We start from the raw sequence: 19,133 nt of genomic DNA, 5'->3' as shown, positions 1-19,133 counted from the left end.
ATGGCCATTTCTGCCCTCACACGTTGCGGCGGTACTGGCCGCCGACCTCGAAGAAGGCGTCGGAGATCTGGCCGAGCGAGCAGACCCGGACGGCGTCCATCAGCGCGGCGAAGACGTTGCCGCCCTCCATCGCCGCCTGCTGCAGCCGGGCGAGCGCGGCCGGCGCCGCGTCGGCGTGGCGGGCATGGAAATCAGCGAGTCTGCTCAGTTGGGACTGCTTCTCCGTCTCGGTGGCGCGGGCCAGCTCGACCGTCCGCGGCTCGTCGTCCTGCTCGGGGGCGAGGAAGGTGTTGACGCCGACGATCGGCAGGCTGCCGTCGTGCTTGCGGTGCTCGTAGAGCATCGACTCGTCCTGGATCCGGCCGCGCTGGTACCCGGTCTCCATGGCGCCCAGCACGCCGCCGCGCTCGGCGATCCGCTCGAACTCCAGCAACACCGCCTCCTCCACGAGGTCGGTGAGCTCCTCGATGACGAACGACCCCTGCAGCGGGTTCTCGTTGCCGGCGAGGCCCCACTCCTTGTCGATGATCATCTGGATGGCCAGGGCCCGGCGCACCGAGGCGGCGCTGGGCGTGGTCACCGCCTCGTCGTAGGCGTTGGTGTGCAGGCTGTTGGCGTTGTCGTAGATGGCGCACAGCGCCTGCAGCGTGGTGCGGATGTCGTTGAAGTCCATCTCCTGCGCGTGCAGCGACCGCCCCGACGTCTGCACGTGGTACTTGAGCTGCTGCGACCGGGTGTTCGCGCCGTACTTCTCGCGCATGGCCACCGCCCAGATCCGGCGGGCCACCCGGCCGATCACCGAGTACTCGGCGTCCATGCCGTTGGAGAAGAAGAAGGACAGGTTCGGCGCGAAGTCGTCGATGTCCATGCCGCGGGCCAGGTAGGACTCCACGTAGGTGAAGCCGTTGGCGAGGGTGAACGCCAGCTGGCTGATCGGGTTCGCCCCGGCCTCGGCGATGTGGTAGCCGGAGATCGACACCGAGTAGAAGTTGCGGACGGCGTGGTCGATGAACCACTGCTGGATGTCGGCCATGCAGCGCAGCGCGAACTCGGTGGAGAAGATGCAGGTGTTCTGCCCCTGGTCCTCCTTGAGGATGTCCGCCTGCACCGTGCCGCGGACGTTGGCAAGCACCCAGGCGCGGATCTCCTCGGCCTCCGCCGCGTCGGGCCCGCGGCCCTCCTCCGCGCGGAAGCCCTCCAGCCGCTGGTCGATCGCGGTGTTGAGGAACATCGCCAGGATCGTCGGTGCGGGCCCGTTGATCGTCATCGACACCGAGGTGGTCGGGCTGCACAGGTCGAAGCCGCGGTAGAGCTCGCGCATGTCGTCGAGCGTGGCGATGGAGACCCCGGAGGTGCCGACCTTGCCGTAGACGTCCGGCCGCGGGTCCGGGTCGCGCCCGTAGAGGGTGACGGAGTCGAACGCCGTCGACAGCCGGGTCGCCTCGTTGCCGGCGCTCAGGAGCTTGAAGCGGCGGTTGGTGCGGAACGCGTCGCCCTCGCCGGCGAACATCCGGGCCGGCGCCTCCCCGGCCCGCTTGAAGGGGAACACCCCGGCGGTGAACGGGTAGAAGCCGGGCAGGTTCTCCCGGCGCAGGAAGCGGAGCAGCTCCGCCTCGTCCCGCGTGCGGGGCAGGGACACCCGGCGCACCTTCGTCCCCGACAGCGTCTCCCGGGTCAGCGGCGTGGAGATCTCCTTGCCGCGGACGGTGTAGACGAACTCGTCGCCGGAGTAGTCCTCGACCCGCGCCGGCCACTCGTCCAGCAGCGTGCGCACCTCGGGCAGCAGCTCGCGGTCGGCGGCCTCGAGCAGCTCCCGCACCCGCCCGGCGGTGTCGTCGACCCCGTCACCACTGCCCAGCAGCTCGGCGGTGGTGCGCAGCGCGGCGCGGCGGCCGACGACGGCGGCCTGCGCCTCGGTGGTGCGGTGGTGCTCCCGGACGGCGTCGGCGATCTCGGCCAGGTACCGCGACCGCTGGGCCGGGACGACGCTGGTCAGTCCGGAGGAGGCCCGGACGTCGACCCGCGGGAGGACGCCGGCGCCGGCGGGCAGTCCCTTGCCGGTCAGGAGCCCGAGCAGGTGCTGGTAGAGCGCGGTCACGCCGTCGTCGTTGAACCGGGCGGCACTGGTGCCGAAGACCGGCATCTCCTCCCACGGAGACCCGAACGCCTCGCGGTTGCGCACCATCTGGCGGGCGACGTCGCGACGCGCGTCCTCGGCTCCCCGCCGCTCGTACTTGTTGATCGCCACGACGTCGGCGAAGTCGAGCATGTCGATCTTCTCCAGCTGCGAGGCGGCGCCGAACTCCGGCGTCATCACGTAGAGCGCCACGTCGGAGAACGGCACGATGCCGGCATCGCCCTGCCCGATGCCCGGCGTCTCGACCAGGACCAGGTCGAAGCCGGCCGCCTTGACCGCGCACAGCACGTCGTCCAGGTGCTCCGGGGTCTCCGCCCCCGCGTGCCGGGTGGCCAGCGAGCGGAAGAAGGTGTGCGACCCGTCGCCGGTCTCGAGGGCGTTCATCCGGATCCGGTCGCCCAGCAGCGCGCCGCCGCCGCGGCGACGGGTCGGGTCGATCGCCAGGACGGCGACCCGCAGCTTGTCCTCCTGGTCCAGCCGCAGCCGGCGCAGCAGCTCGTCGGTCAGCGACGACTTGCCCGAGCCGCCGGTGCCGGTGATCCCCAGCACCGGCACGGTGCGCGCCGCGGCCACCTCGCGCAGCCGGGCGGCCAGCTCCGGGTCGCGGCCGGCCTCCAGCACGGTGATCGCCCGCGCGAGGGCCGCCGGGTCGCCGGTGAGCACGGCGTCGACGTCGGGGCCCTGCGCGGTCAGGTCGACGTCGCAGGCGCGGATCAGCTCGTTGATCATCCCGGGCAGCCCGAGGCGCTGGCCGTCCTCCGGGGAGAAGATCGTGACCCCGCGCTCGCGCAGCAGCGCGATCTCCTCGGGCACGATCACGCCCCCGCCGCCGCCGAAGACCTGCACGTGCCCGGCGCCGGCCTGGGCCAGCCGCTCGACCAGGTAGGTGAAGTACTCGACGTGCCCGCCCTGGTAGGAGGAGATCGCCACGCCCTGGGCGTCCTCCTCCAGGGCGGCGCGGACGACCGCGTCGACGCTGCGGTCGTGCCCGAGGTGCACCACCTCCGCGCCCTGCGTCTGCAGCAGCCGCCGCATGACGTTGATCGCCGCATCGTGCCCGTCGAACAGGCTGGCCGCGGTCACGAAGCGGACCGGGTGGACGGGGACGTGCAGGTCGGACGACGAGGCAGGCATGCCACTCCCTGGTCTCCGGCCCGTGGGAACCCCGAGCCGAATTAGTTGGACGTCCTAGTATCTCCCGGCTGGGCGGTGCTGTCCACGCTCAGATCCGGTGCCGGGCGATCCACTGGGCGGCGATGACGGTCCGCTGGATCTCGTTGGTCCCCTCCCCGATGATCATCAGCGGCGCGTCGCGGAAGTACCGCTCGACGTCGAACTCGCGGCTGTAGCCGTAACCGCCGTGCACCCGCATCGCGTCCAGCGCGACCTGCATCGCCGCCTCGGAGGCGAACAGCTTGGCCATGCCGGCCTCCATGTCCGCCCGCTCGCCGGTGTCCAGCCGCTCCGCGGCGTGCGCGGTGAGCAGCCGGGCGGCGGCGACGCGGGTGGCCATGTCGGCGAGCAGGTTCCCGACCGACTGGTGCTGCCAGATCGGCTTGCCGAAGGACTCGCGCTCCTGGGCGTAGCGGGTGGCCGCGGCGAGCGCGGCCGCCGCCACGCCGACCGCGCGGGCGGCGACCTGGACCCGGCCCACCTCCAGGCCGCGCATCATCTGCGCCCAGCCCCGGCCGGGCTCGCCCCCCAGGACGGCGCCGGCCGGCACCCGCATCCGGTCGAACACCAGCTCGCACGCCTCCACCCCCCGGTAGCCGAGCTTCGGGATCTTCGGTCCGATCGTCAGCCCCTCGCCGGGCTCGACGAGGAGCACGCTCATGCCGGTGTGCGGCGGGGTCGCGGTGCGGTCGGTCCGGCACAGCAGGCCGATCAGGCCCGAGTGCTGGGCGTTGGAGATCCACGTCTTGCTGCCGGTGACCTCGTAGGCGTCGCCGACCCGGTCGGCGTGCGTGCGCATGGCCTGCAGGTCGCTGCCGCCGGAGGGCTCGGTGAGCGCCATGGTGGCGCGCAGCGAGCCGTCGGCCATCCGGGGCAGGTGGGCGCGCTGCTGCTCCGGCGTACCGGCGGTGCGGAGGAGGGAGGAGATGACCGAGTGCCCGCCGATGGCGCCGGCCAGGCTCATCCAGCCGCGGGCCAGCTCCTCGGTGACCCGCGCGAAGCAGGCCGCGCTCACGTCGCTGCCGCCGTGCTCCTCGGGCACCAGGAGCCCGAAGAAGCCCAGGGCCTTCATCTCGTCGATGAGGTCGGCGGGGTAGCGGTCCTCGGCCTCGAACTCCGCGACCCGCGGGCGCACCCGCTCGTCGACGAACGCGGCGGTGAGTGCGACCATCTCGCGCTCGTGGTCGGGCAGGCTGCTCATGGGCCCAGGCTGCCTCAGGACGGCGGTGCCCGTGGCCTCAGGACGGCGGTGCCCGTGGCCTCAGGACGGCGGTGCCCGTGGCCTCAGGACGGCGGTATCCGTGGCCTCAGGACGGCGGTGCGGGCGGCCCGGCGTCCGCCGCGTCCGCGAGGGGACGCTGGCACCAGGCGACGTCGTGCCAGGCGCCGTGCTTCCAGCCGACCCGGCGGTAGGTGCCGACCGGCTCGAAGCCCAGCGCCCGGTGCAGCCCGGTGCTGGCGTCGTTGGGCAGCGCGATGCCGGCGAAGGCCATCCGGTAGCCGCGGGCGGCCAGCCGGTCGAACAGCGCGGTGTACAGCGCCCGGCCGGCGCCGCGACGGCGGCGTCCCCGCTCGGTGTAGACGCTGACCGACACCGACCAGCGGTAGGCGGCCCGGGCCATGAACGGCCCACCGTAGGCGTAGCCGACGACCCGCCCGGCGTCCTCGAGCACCACCCAGGCGTGCGTGGCGAGGGCCGCGGTGATCCGCCCGGCCATCTCCGCGGCCGACGGCGGCTCCGTCTCGAAGGAGATCGTGGTGTCGCGGACGTAGGGCGCGTAGACCTCCGCGCAGGCCGCGGCGTCGTCCGGGGTCGCGTCCCTGACCAGCCAGTCCGTGCACACCCCACCATCCAACCGCCCGAGAGCCGCCGCGCGACGGTCGCGGCCCTGGTGCCGGCCGGTGGGCTCCCCGGTCACCGAGCGACGCCCCGTCCGCCCCGCGGACGCCGGGGCAGCCGGCCGCCCCGGACCGGGAACTCGCCGCGCGCTGAGCCAGGCTCGGCGCAGGCTCGGCCCGGCCGTAGCGTTAGCGGCATGAGTCACGCGCACCCCGAGCTCCGCACACCCCCGCCGCTCCCCGCCGGCGGCCTGCGGGTGGTCGCCCTCGGTGGCCTCGGGGAGATCGGCCGCAACATGACGGTCTTCGAGTTCGCCGGGAAGCTGCTCGTCGTCGACTGCGGGGTCCTGTTCCCCGAGGAGCACCAGCCGGGGGTCGACGTGATCCTCCCGGACTTCACCTCGATCCGGGACCGGCTCGACGACGTCGAGGCGATCGTGCTCACCCACGGGCACGAGGACCACATCGGCGGCGTCCCCTATCTGCTGCGGGAGCGGCCCGACATCCCGCTGATCGGCTCCAAGCTCACGCTGGCGTTCATCGAGGCCAAGCTCAAGGAGCACCGGATCCGGCCGGTGACCCGCCAGGTGAGCGAGGGCGACGAGATGGGGTTCGGCCCCTTCGACTGCGAGTTCGTCGCCGTCAACCACTCCATCCCGGACGCGCTGGCCGTCGCGATCCGCACCCCCGCCGGGATGGTGCTGCACACCGGCGACTTCAAGATGGACCAGTTCCCGCTCGACCGGCGGATCACCGACCTGCGTGCGTTCGCCCGGCTCGGCGAGGAGGGCGTCGACCTCTTCCTCACCGACTCCACCAACGCCGAGGTGCCCGGGTTCACCACCTCCGAGGGGGAGCTGGTGCCGGCGATCGAGACGGTGTTCCGCACCGCGCCGAAGCGGGTCATCGTCTCCAGCTTCGCCAGCCACGTGCACCGCATCCAGCAGATCCTCGACGTCGCCGCGGCACACGGGCGCAAGGCCGCGTTCGTCGGCCGCTCGATGGTGCGCAACATGACCATCGCCCGCGAGCTGGGCTACCTCACCGTGCCGCCGGGCCTGCTCGTGGACATGAAGGAGCTGGAGAAGCTCCCCGCCGACCGGGTGTGCCTGATCTGCACCGGCTCCCAGGGCGAGCCGATGGCCGCGCTGTCGCGCATGGCCAACCGCGACCACGTCATCCGGATCACCGACGGCGACACCGTGTTGCTGGCCAGCTCGCTCATCCCGGGCAACGAGAACGCCGTCTACCGGGTGATCAACGAGCTGACCCGCTGGGGCGCCAACGTCGTCCACAAGGGCAACGCGAAGGTGCACGTCTCCGGCCACGCCAGCGCCGGGGAGCTCGCCTACTGCTACAACGTCGTCCGGCCGCGCAACGTCATGCCGGTGCACGGCGAGTGGCGGCACCTCAAGGCCAACGCCGACATCGCGGTCCGCACCGGCGTGCACCCGCGCGGCGTGGTCATCGCCGAGGACGGCGTGGTGGTCGACCTGCTCGACGGCAAGGTGCGGATCACCGGCAAGGTGCCCGCAGGCAACGTCTACGTCGACGGCACGACCGTCGGCGAGGCCACCGAGGCCCACCTGCGCGACCGCCGCACGCTCGCCCAGGAGGGCGTCATCACCGTGGTGGCCATCGTCGACGCCGACACCGGCGCGCTGGCCGAGGAACCGGACTTCCTCGCCCGCGGCTTCGTCCACGACGAGGCGACGTTCGAGACGGCGATCCCCGTGATCGAGAAGGCGCTGGCGAAGGCGGCCGAGGAGGGCGTCGGCGGTGCGCTGCAGCTGGAGCAGCTGATCGCCCGCGCGGTCGGCTCGTGGGCCAACAAGACCTACCGGCGCAGCCCGATGATCATCCCGATCGTCGTCGACGCCTGAGCCGGGCGTGCCGGCGGACGGTCCCGCGCCCGCCTGGCGGCTGCGGGTCGCCGTCCTCGGGCTGCTGCTGACCGCCGCCGTCGTCCTGGCGCTGACGGTGGACCGGCCCGGCGTCCCGGCCCTGCGCGCCTGGCTGCACGAGGCGGGGCCCGGGGGCTGGTGCGCCGTCGTGCTGGCGGTGGCGCTGGCGCTGTGCACCCCGGTGCCGCGCACGGCGCTGTCGGTGCTGCTCGGGGCGGCGGCCGGCTTCCCGGCCGGGCTCGCCGTGGCTGTGGCGGCCGGGCTGCTCGGCGGGCTGGCCGGTTTCGCGCTGAGCCGGCGACTCGGCCGCGACGCCGTGGCCCGGCTGACCGGGAGGTGGCTGGCGCGGGCGGACCGGCTGCTGCGGGACCGGGGCTTCCTCGCGGTGCTCACGGCCCGGGTCAGCCCAGTGCCGTTCTGGGTGGTCAGCTACGCGGCGGGGCTGTCCAGCGTGCGCTGGCTGCCGCACGCCCTGGGGACGGCGGTCGGCGTGGTCCCCGGCTCGGTGCTGCACGTGGGCATCGGCGCCTCGGTGCTGGGCTGGCTGTAGCCGCTCAGGTGAGGTGCCGGGCGAGGAAGCCCTCGACGTCGGTGGGCAGCCGCGGGTGGTGGGCGCGCCGGTCGAGACCCGGTGAGCATGCGGATCGGCACGCGGACACCGGCCAGCGCCCCCGGGGTGCGGAACCACGGGGTGGCCGGGGCGAGCAGGACCAGGGCCCGCACCCGCTCGTCGGCGTCCACCGGTACCGGCGCCGGACGGCCGTCGGGCGTCTCGTGCGGGAACGCCGTCGGGCGTCCGTCCGCAGGCGACGGCGAGGGCGGTGTAGCCGCCGAGGGAGTGACCGACGACCGCCTGACCCGCAGGACCGACCACAGCCCGCCCGGGACGACGTCGGGGCGGGCTGTGCCCGTTCCGCTCCCGCATGCCATGCTCGGGTTCCTGTGACCGGCGTCACGTGCTGGCGCCGTAGCCGTGGAGCCCGACCGAGGAGTGACATGCCGCAGCAGGCAGTCCGGACCGGCGTCCGCCTGAACTACGAGACCACCGGGGACGGCGACCCGGTCCTGCTGGTGATGGGGACCTCCGGGTCGATCGGGCTGTGGGGCGAGGTCGTCCCCCGCCTGGCCGAGCGGTTCCGGGTGATCGCCTTCGACAACCGCGGCCTCGGCGGTAGCGACCGCGGCGAGGGTGCGATCACCGCGGCGTCCATGGCCGACGACGCCTCCGCCCTCCTGGAGGCGCTCGAGGTGCCGAGGGCCCACGTGCTCGGGTGGTCACTCGGCTCCGCGGTGGCCCAGGAGATGGCGCTGGCCACCCCGCAGCAGGTGGCGACGGCGGTCCTGTACGCGACGTGGGGACGCTGCGACGGGTTCCAGCGGTCGGTGTTCACCGCGCTGCGCCACCCCTACGAGAAGCGGGACATGGAGGCCGCGCTGGGGGCCGCCGGCCTCGCCTTCTCCCCGCAGATCCTGGACCGGCCGGACTTCCTGCAGCTCCTGGAGCCGATGCTGCCCGCCTTCCCGCAGGACGACGCGCAGATGGCCGTGACCACCGAGCAGTGGGACGCCGACCTGGCGCACGACACGCTGGACCGGCTGGGTGACATCACCGCCCCGACGCTGGTCGTCGTCGGCGAGCAGGACCTGCTGACCCCGCAGTGGCAGGCCAAGGCGGTGGCCGACCGGATCCCCGGGGCCCGCTACGAGCTGGTCACCGGCCCGGGCTCCAGCCACGGCATGCACATCGAGCGCCCCGAGGACCTGCTGCGCATCGTCACCGACTTCCTGACCGAGCACCCGATCCGGCGCTGAACGCGCACCGACGACGAGGGGGATCCATGGACACCGAGGTGTACGAGGTCGCCATCCTGGGAGCCGGCCTGGCCGGGCTCGGGATGGGCATGAGGCTGAAGATGGCCGGCGAGGAGTCCTTCGTCATCCTGGAGAAGGAGGACCGCGTCGGGGGGACCTGGCGCGACAACAGCTACCCGGGCGCCAGCTGCGACGTCCAGTCGCACCTGTACTGGTTCTCCTTCGACGAGCAGCCGGACTGGAGCCGCGTCTTCGCGATGCAGCCGGAGATCCAGGCCAACATCGAACGGCTCGTCGCGCGGCAGGGCCTCAACCACCACATCCGCCTGAACGCCGAGATCACCGAGGCGGTGTGGAGCGAGGACGCCGCGCTGTGGGTCATCACCACCCTGTCCGGTGAGCAGATCCGGGCGCGGGCGTTCGTGGCGGCGTGGGGACAGCTGAACCGGCCGAGCTTCAAGGGCATCGAGGGCCGCGAGCACTTCGACGGCGACTCCTGGCACTCCGCGCGGTGGCGGCACGACGTCGACCTGCGGGGCAAGCGGGTCGCGAGCATCGGCAACGGCGCCAGCGCCGTCCAGTTCATCCCCGAGGTCGCCGAGGTGGCCGGGCACCTGACGGTGTTCCAGCGGACGCCGAACTACTGCGTCCCCCGCCTGGACCGGCCGTACACCGAGGAGGAACGGCGGATGTTCCTCGACGACCCGGCCACGCTGCGGGAGAGCCGTGACGGCTTCTACTGGGAGCACGAGGGCTGGATCGGGGCGATGAAGCTGCAGGACAACCCGGTCGCCCAGGAGTTCACCCGGATCGCCCGGGAGCACCTGGAGTCGCAGGTGCCCGACCCCGAGCTGCGCGAGAAGCTGTGGCCGAAGTACCCGATCGGCTGCAAGCGCCTGCTGATCGCCGACACGTTCTACCCGGCGCTCATGCGCGACAACGTCGACCTCGTGACCGAGCGGATCGAGCGGATCGAGCCGCAGGGCGTCCGCACCGACGACGGCCGGCTGCACGAGATGGACGTCATCGTCTACGCCACCGGCTTCGAGACGCTCTCCTTCCTCGGCCACGTCGACATCGTCGGCCGATCCCCGAAGAGCTGGCCGCCGCGTCGCGGCGACGGCGTCTCGCTGCGCGACGCCTGGCGCGAGGGCCCGGAGGCCTACCTCGGGATGACGGTGTCGGGCTTCCCGAACATGTTCATCCTCTACGGGCCCAACACCAACCTCGGCCACAACTCGATCATCGCGATGCTCGAGTGCCAGTTCGACTACGTCGTGAAGGCGCTGGAGGCCAGCAAGGCCGAGCGCGCCGCGCTCGACCTGCGGCCGGAGGTCCTCGAGCACTTCAACGCCGAGCTGCAGGACGAGCTGCGCGGCACGTCCTTCGCCGGGGCCTGCAACAGCTGGTACAAGACGCCCGACGGACGCATCACGAACAACTGGTCGGGCAGCGTCGAGGACTACCGCAAGCGCACCGCCGAGCTGGACCTCGACGCCTACGAGCTGGTGCCCGCCGGCGGCTGAGGAACGGTCACCCCGCCGCCGCCGGGACGGCGGGCGCCCGGTGGCGGGCGAGCCCGGCCGGGTCGTCGGTGCACACCAGGTGGACACCGAGACCGGCCAGCTCGTCCGCCTCGGCCGGGTCGTCGATCACGCCGACGCCGACCAGGAGGCCGAGCGCGCGGATGCGGGCCACGACCCCGCGGTCGTGGCGGACGTGGGCGGGTGCCAGGTGGACGTCGGTCAGGCCGCGCTCGCGGGCCTGACGGGCGGCCCGATCGGGGTCGAGTGCCGGCGCGACGATGAGCGCGCTCGAGACGGTGCCGCACCCGGACAGCGACGCGGCCGTGGCCAGGTCGAACGACGTCGTCGTGACGCGGTCGGCGCGGGGCAGCCGGCGCCGGCGGTCGATCAGCAGGGCGGCGAGCAGGCTCGCCGTCCGCCAGGCCTCCGGCCCACCGGCCTCGGGCTTCACCTCGGTGAGGACGTGCGCACCGGACACCGCGGCCAGGTCGAGCACCGCGCCGAGGGTCGGGACGACGGTGCCGCCGGGCAGCTCGAGGTCCAGGAGCTGGGCCGACGAGGTGTGCGCGACCACGGGGCCGGTGCCGGCGCCGGTGCCGAGCACCCGCCCGAGGTCCCGGTCGTGGGAGAGGACGAGGACGCCGTCCGAGGTGCTCCGGACGTCGACCTCGACCCCGTCGGCACCGGCCTCCAGGGCGGTGCGGACGGCGGCGAGGGTGTTCTCGGGGGAACGGGAGCAGGTGGGCGTGCCGCGATGGCCGATGACGCGCATGCCCGCACGCTGTCGGGGTGGAGCGGCGAGCCCGTGACGCCGACACGAGGCGCAGGTGTCCGCCGCGTGAAGCCCGCCGGTTGCCGTCGCGCCCCGACCGACGCGCATCCGGCCGGCCGTCCACGGGGGACAGTCGGCCGGATGCGACGCGGGGGCGACGGGTCAGTGCGCGGCGGTCACCGGCTCCGAGGTGCCGACCGGCCGCGCCAGCCGGACGCCCAGAGCGGCCACGACCGCCACCGCGCCCAGGACCATCAGCGCCGAGTCCAGGCCGCTGATCGCGTCGCTGAGACCCAGGACCAGCAGCGGGCAGATGAACTGGCCGATGAACATGGCCGACGTCCAGAAGCCCGTGCCGCGGCCGCGCTGCTCGAAGCTCAGCGACCCGAGTGCCCAGCTGAGCATCGCGGGCAGGAGCAGCCCGTTGCCGAAGCCGGTGACCACGGCGCACACCACCACCATCGGCAGCGAGCCGGCGAGGCCCAGCCCGATCAGGCCCACCCCCGACAGCGCGAAGGCCGCCGGCACGGTGACCGCCGGGCCGAGGCGGGCGATCCGGGCGAACAGGAACCCGCCGGCCGCCGTGCCGAGGGAGCCGATCGCGCTGACCGCGCCGATGGTCCCGGTGGACTCGACCCCGATGCCGTCGAGCACGAAGGACAGCTCGACGATGAGCACGTAGAACACCAGCCCGCCGAGGAGGCTCACGCCCACGGGCGCCAGCAGCGGTCGCCAGGGCAGCGGCGCCAGCTTCGCCGTTCGCGCGGCGGCCTGCGGAGCCGGCTGCCACACGTACTTCACGGCGAGCGCGGCCAGCGGCAGGCTGACCGCGTACAGCCAGAACGGCGTCCGCCAGTCCTGCGCCCCCAGCGCGCCGCCCAGGCCGAAGAAGACGGTCGCCGCGACCGTCGTGAAGACGACCTGCAGACCGAAGTACCGCTCCCGCTGTGAGCCGTGGAAGTAGTCGGCCAGCAGCGTGGTGCAGCAGGTCATGATCGCCGCCTCGGTCAGCCCGACGAGGACCCGGCTGGCGACGATCAGCTGCAGGCTGTCCAGCCACAGCGGCGCGGTGCCGGCGAACGCGTAGACCACCAGCGCGCTGACCAGCAGCCGCTTGCGGCCGACCCGGTCGACGATCCGGCCGGCCACCATCGCGGTCAGACCGATGACCAGGGCCGGGGCGGTCAGCACGATCGGCGTCAGCGCCTCCACGCCGGGCGTGCCGGCGAAGGCGTCCTGGATGCGAGGGAGGACCGGCGCGAGGAGCACCGATCCGAGCACCGCCAGGCAGCTGGAGAGCAGCAGGACGAGAGCCTGCGGCCGCCCGGCCGGGCGGCCGGTGGCGGGGTCGACGGCGACCTCGCCGGCCAACGGCTCCTCGACGACCTGCGCAGGGGTCGTGACCTGTTCCGACACGGGCACTCCTCGATCGGGCGCCGGTCCCGTGACCGGCATCACTGGGCGAGGAGTGTGCGGACGGCGGCACCCATCAGGGAACTGCTGATCGCTGATGCCCGGCATCAGTCACGGTGATGACGCCCGGGATCAGCCCACCGGAGCGGTCGCCTGGTGCGCCGCCCGCAGCACGAGGTCGCGGAAGAACTGGTGCTCCGGGTCCCGGTCGTAGACCGGGTGCCACCACATCGCCTCCAGCAGGGGACCCACCTCGACCGGCGGCGGCAGGGCCCGGACGCCGACGTCCAGCGGCAGCAGCTGGACCAGCCGCTCCTGCAGCAGGGCGATCCGTCCGCTGCCGGCGACCAGGCCCGGCACGGTCAGGAAGCTCTCGGTGACCACCTGGACCCGCGGCTCGATGCCGAGCATCCGCATCTGCCGCGCGGCCGGGGTGGACGCCGTCGGCCCGTGGTAGGTCGCCACCCAGGGCATCGACCCCAGCTGCTCGACGGTGAGCGACTCCCCCACGTCGGTGTTGTCGGCCGAGACCACGAGCACCCACCGGTCGCGGTAGAGGTCGGCGTGGGGCAGGTCCGTGAGGAAGCCGCGCGGCAGCAGCATCAGGTCGGTGTTGAGCAGCGTCTGCTGGGCCTGGTCGACCGCGTCCGGGGTGTTGTGCGCCAGCCGCAGCCGCGCTCCCGGCGCCTCCTCCTCCAGCAACTGGGTCAGCGCGTCCCCGAAGACGGCGCAGCCGTAGTCGCTGACCAGCAGCGAGAACTCGCGGGTCGACTGGCCGGGGTCGAACTCCGGCTGCGCGCTGAACACCCGCTCCACGCCGTCCAGCGCCACCCGCACCCGAGGCTTCAGCTGCGCGGCCAGCGGCGTCAACCGGTAGGAGTTGCCGACACGGGAGAGCAGCTCGTCGCCGAAGTGTCGCCGCAGCCGGGCCAGGGACGCCGACAGCGCCGGCTGGCTCAGCCCCAGTTGCTGCGCCGCCCGCGTGACGCTGCGCTGGTCGAGCAGCGCGTCCAGCGACACCAGCAGGTTGAGGTCCAGGCTGCCCAGGTTCACGACTGCGCAGCCTATAGACGACGCTGATGCCCGGCATCACTCTTTCGGTCTTCCCTGATACCTCGGCGCCCCCGACCGTAGGGACGTGACCCGCGCCACCGACATCCCCCCACTGGACCGCACCGACCCCGAGTCCGCCATCGCCGCCGCGGCGAAGCGCTGCTCCAACTGGGGCCGCTGGGGTGCCGACGACGTGCTGGGCACCCTGAACTTCCTCGACGAGGCCAAGCGCGTCGAGGGCGCCCGGCTGGTCCGGCGGGGCGCGAGCTTCTCCCTGGCCCAGTCCTTCGACATGGACGGCCCGCAGAAGGGCTGGCGCCGGCGGACCAACCCGGTGCACACCATGACCGACACCGGCGTGGACGCCGAGCGCGGCACCCAGGGCTTCCCGCACGGCATCGGCGGCGCCGACGACGTCATCTTCATGCCGCTGCAGGCCTCCACCCAGTGGGACGGCCTCGGCCACATCTTCGACCACGGGATGGCGTACAACGGCCGCCGCGCGGGTGACGTCGTCACCAGTGACGGCGACTCGGTCACCGGCATCGAGACCACCGCGGCGCTGTTCGCCGGCCGCGGCGTCCTGCTCGACGTCGGCCGGGCGATCGGCACCGACGGCGAGCTGCCCGACGGCTTCGCGATCACCGCCGAGCACCTCGAGGCGACGATCGCCGCCCAGGGCGGGTCCGCCCGCGTCGGCCGCGGTGACCTGCTCTGTGTCCGCACCGGTCGGCTCACCCGCGCCCGTCGCGACATCGCCGAGGGCCGTGGCTGGGGCGACTACGCCGGCGGCGCCGCCCCCGGCCTGTCCTTCACCACCGCCGACTGGCTGCACGGCACCGAGATCGCCGGCATCGCGACCGACACCTGGGGCTTCGAGGTGCGGCCCAACGAGTTCGACGTCGCCTTCCAGCCGCTGCACCAGGTCGCCATCCCGAACATCGGCCTGTTCATCGGCGAGATGTGGGACCTCGACGCGCTCGCGGCCGACTGCGCCACCGACGGCCAGTGGGACTTCTTCCTCACCGCCGCCCCCCTGCCCGTGACCGGCGCCGTCGGCGCCCCCGTCAACCCGATCGCCGTCAAGTGAGGGAGCCGACCGTGCCCGCCGTGAACTCGGTCCTCGTGGTCGGAGCCGGCCTGGCCGGCACCGCCACCGCCATCCGCCTCGCCGAGGCCGGCGTCGCCGTCGACCTGGTCGAGATCAGGCCCGAGGCCACCGCGCTCGGCTCCGGCATCACCCTGCAGGGCAACGCGCTGCGCGAGCTGCGCACGCTCGGCGTCTGGGAGCAGGTGCGCTCGGCCGGCTACGCCTTCGACGTCACCGGCATCCGCGCCCCGGACCCGGCCGGCACCGTCGTCGCCGAGATCCCCGACGCGAAGACCGGCGGCCCCGACCTGCCCGCCGCGATGGGGATGCCCCGGCCGGAGCTCGCCCGGATCCTCGTCGACCGCGCCGTCGAGGTCGGCGTCAAGGTCCGCCTCGGCACCACGCACACCGAGCTCCGGCAGGACGACGACGGCGTCGACGTGACGTTCGCCGACGGCGGGACCGGCCGCTACGACCTCGTCGTCGGCGCCGACGGCGTCCGCTCCTGGACCCGCCGGGCGCTGGGCATCGACCTGGAGACGAAGGCGGTCGGCATGGGCATCTGGCGCGCCTTCGGCCCCCGGCCGGCGAGCGTCACCCGCACCGACCTCTACTACGGCGGACCCTCGTTCATCGCCGGCTACTGCCCCACCGGGCAGGACAGCCTCTACGCCTACATCGTGGAGCCGGCCCAGGACCGTTCCACGCTGACCCCCGAGCAGCAGCTGGCCACCATGAGGGAGCTGTCGCAGGCCTACCACGGCCCGTGGGACGAGATCCGCGCGACGCTGACCGACCCGGGCCGGGTGAACTACACCTGGTTCGAGACGCACGTGCTGCCGGCGCCGTGGAACCGCGGCCGGGTCGTGCTCATCGGTGACGCCGCGCACACCTGCCCGCCCACCATCGCCCAGGGCGGCGCGCAGGCCCTCGAGGACGCCTACGCGCTCACCGACCTGCTGCTCACCCGCGACGCGGTCGACGCCGACCTGTGGGACGCCTTCACCGCCCGCCGCTTCGAGCGCGCGAGCACCGTCGTCGAGGCCTCCAACCAGGTCGCCCAGTGGCAGCTCGACCACATCCAGGGCGACATCCCCGCGGTGATGCGCAGCATCGCCCAGCTGACCAGCCAACCCGCCTGAGAGAGGACCCTCCTGCTCCCCAGCGCTCGCACGCTCGCGCCGGGCCCCTGCAGGAGGGCCGTCCTGATCGGAAGAAAGCGATACCACCATGACCCAGCGCCTGATCACGCACCTGCGGCACGTCGACCTCGCCGTGCCCGACCTCGCCGTGCAGCGCGAGTTCTTCACCAGCACCTGGGGCCTGAAGGAGGAGCACACCGACTCCGGGCTCACCTTCCTCGCCGCCGAGGGCAGCCCGGAGCAGTACGTCGTCCGGCTGCGCGAGGCGACCGACAAGCGGATCGACCTGATCTCCTTCGGGGCGGGGGACGCCGCCGACGTCGACACCCTCGCCGGCCGGCTGGCGTCCGAAGGCGTTCGGCTGGTCACCGAGCCGGGCACCCTGCAGACGCCCGGCGGCGGTTACGGCTTCCGGTTCTTCGACAACGAGGGCCGCACCGTCGAGATCAGCTCGGACGTCGCCGTGCGGCAGCACCGCCCGATCGAGGAGGGCGAGTCCGTCCCGGTCCGCCTCTCGCACGTCGTCGTCAACTCCGCCGACCCCGAGGCGACCGTCGCCTTCTACGACCGGCACCTGGGCTTCTCCCTGTCGGACACGCTCATGCACCCGCGGATGGGCTCGATGATGTGGTTCCTGCGCACCAACCCCTGGCACCACTCGATGGCCATCGCCCGCGGCCCGCACCCCTCGCTGCACCACGCCAGCTTCGAGCTGCGCGGCGTCGACGAGTACATGCGCGGCACCGGCCGGCTGCTGCGCGCCGGCGTGGAGAAGATCTGGGGCCCGGGCCGCCACCTGGCCGGCAACAACACCTTCAGCTACTTCCTCGACCCGCACGGCAACACCGTGGAGTACACGACGGAGCTGGACGTCCTCGACGAGGACACCTGGCACCCGCACGTCTACGACTTCAGCAACCCCGAGGTCTCCGACCAGTGGGGCACCGCCAACGCCATGAACGAGTTCGTCGCGGCGAAGTCGTTCAACGACCCGGACAAGGGCCTGTTCGTGGCCCCGCCGGTCTGATGCGGTTCGCCACCTGGGAGGCCGACGGCCAGGTCCGGTCCGGCGTCGTGTCCACACGCCACGACGGCACCGCCGGGCTGCACGAGCTCCCCGCGCGGACGACGGTGCTCGACCTCGTCCGCGCGGGGCTCCCCGCGGCCCTGGAGGCCGGGACGGCGGCGCTGGCCGGCCCGGCCGTGCCGGTCGGGTCGGTGCGCCTGCTGCCGCCGCTCGCCGCGCCGACCGTGCGGGACTTCGTCGCGTTCGAGGAGCACGTCGAGGGGATGGTGGCGCCCAGCGGCGAGCCGGTCGCGCCGGAGTGGTACCAGGCGCCGACGTTCTACTTCACCAACCCCTACGCGCTCATCGGGGCGTTCGACGACGTCGCCGTCCCGCCCGGATCCCGGCGCTTCGACTTCGAGCTCGAGGTGGCCGTCGTCGTCGGCTCCGTCGACGGCGTTGCCGGCGCCTCGCTGACCCCGGCGGCGGCGCGCGAGCACGTGTTCGGGTACACCGTCCTCAACGACTGGTCGGCCCGCGACCTGCAGTTCCGGGAGATGGCGGTCAAGCTCGGCCCGGCCAAGGGCAAGGACTCGGCCACCACGCTGGGCCCCTGGCTGGTGACCGCCGACGAGCTCGAGCCGTACCGCGACGACGAGGGCTTCCTCGCCCTGGACATGCGGGTGTCGGTCAACGGGGTCGAGGTCGGCCAGGACCTGCTGTCCAACATGGGCTGGCCGTTCGAGGAGCTCATCGCCTACGCCTCCCGCGGCACCGAGGTCCGGGCCGGTGACGTGCTCGGCTCCGGCACCTGCGGCAACGGCGGCTGCCTGGCCGAGCTGTGGGGCCGCCGCGGCGAGCAGACCCCGCCCCCGCTGCGGCCCGGCGACGTCGTCGAGATGACCGTCGAGGGCATCGGCACCATCCGCAACCGCGTCGTCGAGGGCCTCGAGCTGCCGCCGGTCCGCCCCGCCCGGCCGCGCCCGCGGACCCGCAAGCGCACCGCCTGATCGAGAGGACCACCGTGTTCGAGTACTTCCCCACCGGCCCCTACACCTGGAACCTCAGCGTCGTCGCGACGCTGAACTCCGGCGGGCTGATCGACGAGGTCGACCGCGCCTGCCGGCCGATCAAGGACGCCGCCAACGCCGGGGAGGACGCCGGCACCCCGGACTTCCTCCGCGCGTGGACGGCGCTGACCGACCAGCTCGTCGGCCAGGCCGAGGAGGCCGAGAAGCGTGGCCACACCCGCACCGCCGGGCAGCTGTGGTTCCGCGCCAGCAACTACCTGGCCCAGGCCGAGCGGATGCTCGCGCACTCCGACCCGAACCGGGTCCCGACGTACCGGCGGATGCTGGAGCTGGCGCAGCGGGCCTTCGAGACGCACAGCCCGCGGGTCTCCCGCGTGGAGATCCCGTACGAGGGGACGACGCTGCCGGCCTACTTCAGCGCCGCGCCGGCCACCGACGACGGCCCCGCACCGGTGATGGTGCTGGTCAACGGGCTGGACTCCACCAAGGAGCACATGTACGCCTCCAACCACTGGGAGGAGCTGGCCGCCCGCGGCATCTCCTGTCTCATGCTCGACCAGCCCGGCACCGGCGAGGCGTTGCGGCTGCAGGGGCTGACGGCCCGGATCGACGCCGAGGTCTGGGCCGGCGCGGCGGTGGACTGGCTGGAGCAGCGCCCCGATGTCGACGCCGCGCGCATCGGCGTCGTCGGCTGGTCGCTGGGCGGCTACTACGCGCCGCGCGCGGCGGCGTTCGAGAAGCGCTTCGCCCTGTGCGTGGCCTGGGGCGCCAACCACGACTGGGGCGCGGTGCAGCGCCGCCGGCTCGAGCGCGAGGGCGAGCGGCCGGTGCCCCACTACTGGGAGCACGTGCTGTGGGTCTGGGGCCACACCGACCTGCAGCAGTTCATCGAGTTCGCCGACGACGTCCACCTCGAGGGCGTGGTGGAGCGGATCACCGTGCCGTTCCTCATCGCGCACGGCGCCAACGACCGGCAGATCCCCCTGGAGATGGCGCACCGCTCCTTCGACCAGGCGGTGAACTCCCCCAAGCGCGAGCTGCGGGTGTTCACGCCGGAGGAGGGCGCGACGGAGCACATCGGGCTGGACCACCTGCCCCACGTGAGCACCTTCGTCGCCGACTGGGTCGCGGACACCTTCGCCGAGCTCGGGCGGGCCTGACCGGGCGCCCGTGCCCGGGCCGGGTGGCCGGCCCGGGCGCGGGTGGCGACGGACACGGCGGCAGGACCCCCACGT

Annotated in this window: 15 protein-coding genes; 9 read left to right on the top strand and 6 right to left on the bottom strand. The window is 73.2% G+C overall.

The annotated features are described in order from the left end of the window. Positions 1-16 precede the first annotated feature (16 nt). From icmF to CRP39_RS24345, 3 genes are all read right to left on the bottom strand, one after another. The gene (gene icmF, locus CRP39_RS24355; protein ID WP_097208983.1) at positions 17-3,271 is read right to left on the bottom strand and encodes a fused isobutyryl-CoA mutase/GTPase IcmF; all 3,255 of its coding nucleotides are present in this window, start codon (positions 3,269-3,271) and stop codon (positions 17-19) included. A gap of 88 nt (positions 3,272-3,359) precedes the next feature. Further along, the gene (locus tag CRP39_RS24350; protein ID WP_097208982.1) at positions 3,360-4,511 is read right to left on the bottom strand and encodes an acyl-CoA dehydrogenase family protein; all 1,152 of its coding nucleotides are present in this window, start codon (positions 4,509-4,511) and stop codon (positions 3,360-3,362) included. Between the two features lie 106 nt (positions 4,512-4,617). Next, on the bottom strand, positions 4,618-5,154 hold the full coding sequence (locus CRP39_RS24345) for an arsinothricin resistance N-acetyltransferase ArsN1 family B (RefSeq protein ID WP_245854091.1): 537 nt from the start codon (positions 5,152-5,154) through the stop codon (positions 4,618-4,620). A 192-nt stretch (positions 5,155-5,346) separates the two neighbouring features. Here CRP39_RS24345 and CRP39_RS24340 point away from each other — a divergent pair, with 192 nt between their 5' ends. The 4 genes from CRP39_RS24340 to CRP39_RS24320 all read left to right on the top strand — a co-directional run bounded on the left by CRP39_RS24340 (position 5,347) and on the right by CRP39_RS24320 (position 10,391). Continuing rightward, on the top strand, positions 5,347-7,032 hold the full coding sequence (locus CRP39_RS24340; protein ID WP_097208981.1) for a ribonuclease J: 1,686 nt from the start codon (positions 5,347-5,349) through the stop codon (positions 7,030-7,032). Positions 7,033-7,039: 7 nt separating this feature from the next. Continuing rightward, positions 7,040-7,603, top strand: a complete 564-nt coding sequence (locus CRP39_RS24335) for a TVP38/TMEM64 family protein (protein ID WP_097208980.1) — start codon at positions 7,040-7,042, stop codon at positions 7,601-7,603. A 446-nt stretch (positions 7,604-8,049) separates the two neighbouring features. Next, entirely contained in the window at positions 8,050-8,865 is an 816-nt protein-coding gene (locus CRP39_RS24325) for an alpha/beta fold hydrolase (RefSeq protein WP_097208978.1), read from the top strand. Between the two features lie 26 nt (positions 8,866-8,891). Beyond that, a complete protein-coding gene (locus tag CRP39_RS24320) occupies positions 8,892-10,391 on the top strand; it encodes a flavin-containing monooxygenase (RefSeq protein WP_097208977.1) in 1,500 nt (499 codons plus the stop codon). A gap of 7 nt (positions 10,392-10,398) precedes the next feature. On the opposite strand, the gene CRP39_RS24315 is transcribed toward CRP39_RS24320, so the two are convergent. The 3 genes from CRP39_RS24315 to CRP39_RS24305 all read right to left on the bottom strand — a co-directional run bounded on the left by CRP39_RS24315 (position 10,399) and on the right by CRP39_RS24305 (position 13,629). Next, the gene (locus CRP39_RS24315) at positions 10,399-11,163 is read right to left on the bottom strand and encodes a glycerophosphodiester phosphodiesterase (protein WP_097208976.1); all 765 of its coding nucleotides are present in this window, start codon (positions 11,161-11,163) and stop codon (positions 10,399-10,401) included. A 162-nt stretch (positions 11,164-11,325) separates the two neighbouring features. Continuing rightward, positions 11,326-12,579: an MFS transporter gene (locus CRP39_RS24310; protein ID WP_216359905.1), complete on the bottom strand. Its 1,254-nt coding sequence runs from the start codon at positions 12,577-12,579 to the stop codon at positions 11,326-11,328. A gap of 129 nt (positions 12,580-12,708) precedes the next feature. After that, positions 12,709-13,629: a LysR family transcriptional regulator gene (locus CRP39_RS24305; protein WP_097208975.1), complete on the bottom strand. Its 921-nt coding sequence runs from the start codon at positions 13,627-13,629 to the stop codon at positions 12,709-12,711. 85 nt (positions 13,630-13,714) lie between these two features. Between CRP39_RS24305 and CRP39_RS24300 the strand changes: the two genes are divergently transcribed. The 5 genes from CRP39_RS24300 to CRP39_RS24280 all read left to right on the top strand — a co-directional run bounded on the left by CRP39_RS24300 (position 13,715) and on the right by CRP39_RS24280 (position 19,058). Then, positions 13,715-14,719 carry a cyclase family protein gene (locus CRP39_RS24300; protein ID WP_245854090.1) on the top strand — a complete coding sequence of 335 codons (1,005 nt, stop codon included), beginning with the start codon at positions 13,715-13,717 and terminating at the stop codon, positions 14,717-14,719. 11 nt (positions 14,720-14,730) lie between these two features. Continuing rightward, entirely contained in the window at positions 14,731-15,861 is a 1,131-nt protein-coding gene (locus tag CRP39_RS24295; protein WP_097208974.1) for an FAD-dependent oxidoreductase, read from the top strand. Between the two features lie 88 nt (positions 15,862-15,949). After that, positions 15,950-16,888 (top strand): VOC family protein, encoded by a 939-nt coding sequence (locus CRP39_RS24290; protein ID WP_097208973.1) that lies wholly within the window; start codon positions 15,950-15,952, stop codon positions 16,886-16,888. Positions 16,889-16,935: 47 nt separating this feature from the next. Further along, positions 16,936-17,877: a fumarylacetoacetate hydrolase family protein gene (locus tag CRP39_RS24285; protein ID WP_245854089.1), complete on the top strand. Its 942-nt coding sequence runs from the start codon at positions 16,936-16,938 to the stop codon at positions 17,875-17,877. Between the two features lie 14 nt (positions 17,878-17,891). Next, complete coding sequence (locus CRP39_RS24280; protein ID WP_097208971.1) at positions 17,892-19,058, top strand: alpha/beta hydrolase family protein; 1,167 nt, start codon at positions 17,892-17,894, stop codon at positions 19,056-19,058. The last annotated feature ends 75 nt before the right edge of the window (positions 19,059-19,133 follow it).

Source organism: Geodermatophilus sabuli (assembly GCF_900215145.1).
In the GTDB taxonomy this organism is placed as follows: Bacteria; Actinomycetota; Actinomycetes; order Mycobacteriales; family Geodermatophilaceae; genus Geodermatophilus; species Geodermatophilus sabuli.
This window is presented reverse-complemented; position numbering and strand designations above follow the sequence as displayed.

What these genes read in the sequence shown, in the direction of transcription:
- CRP39_RS24340 (WP_097208981.1), top strand. Translation starts at nt 5,347, where the DNA reads ATGAGTCACGCGCACCCCGAGCTCCGCACACCCCCGCCGCTCCCCGCC.
- CRP39_RS24290 (WP_097208973.1), top strand. Translation starts at nt 15,950, where the DNA reads ATGACCCAGCGCCTGATCACGCACCTGCGGCACGTCGACCTCGCCGTG.
- CRP39_RS24315 (WP_097208976.1), bottom strand. Translation starts at nt 11,163, where the DNA reads ATGCGCGTCATCGGCCATCGCGGCACGCCCACCTGCTCCCGTTCCCCC.
- CRP39_RS24350 (WP_097208982.1), bottom strand. Translation starts at nt 4,511, where the DNA reads ATGAGCAGCCTGCCCGACCACGAGCGCGAGATGGTCGCACTCACCGCC.
- CRP39_RS24320 (WP_097208977.1), top strand. Translation starts at nt 8,892, where the DNA reads ATGGACACCGAGGTGTACGAGGTCGCCATCCTGGGAGCCGGCCTGGCC.
- CRP39_RS24325 (WP_097208978.1), top strand. Translation starts at nt 8,050, where the DNA reads ATGCCGCAGCAGGCAGTCCGGACCGGCGTCCGCCTGAACTACGAGACC.
- icmF (WP_097208983.1), bottom strand. Translation starts at nt 3,271, where the DNA reads ATGCCTGCCTCGTCGTCCGACCTGCACGTCCCCGTCCACCCGGTCCGC.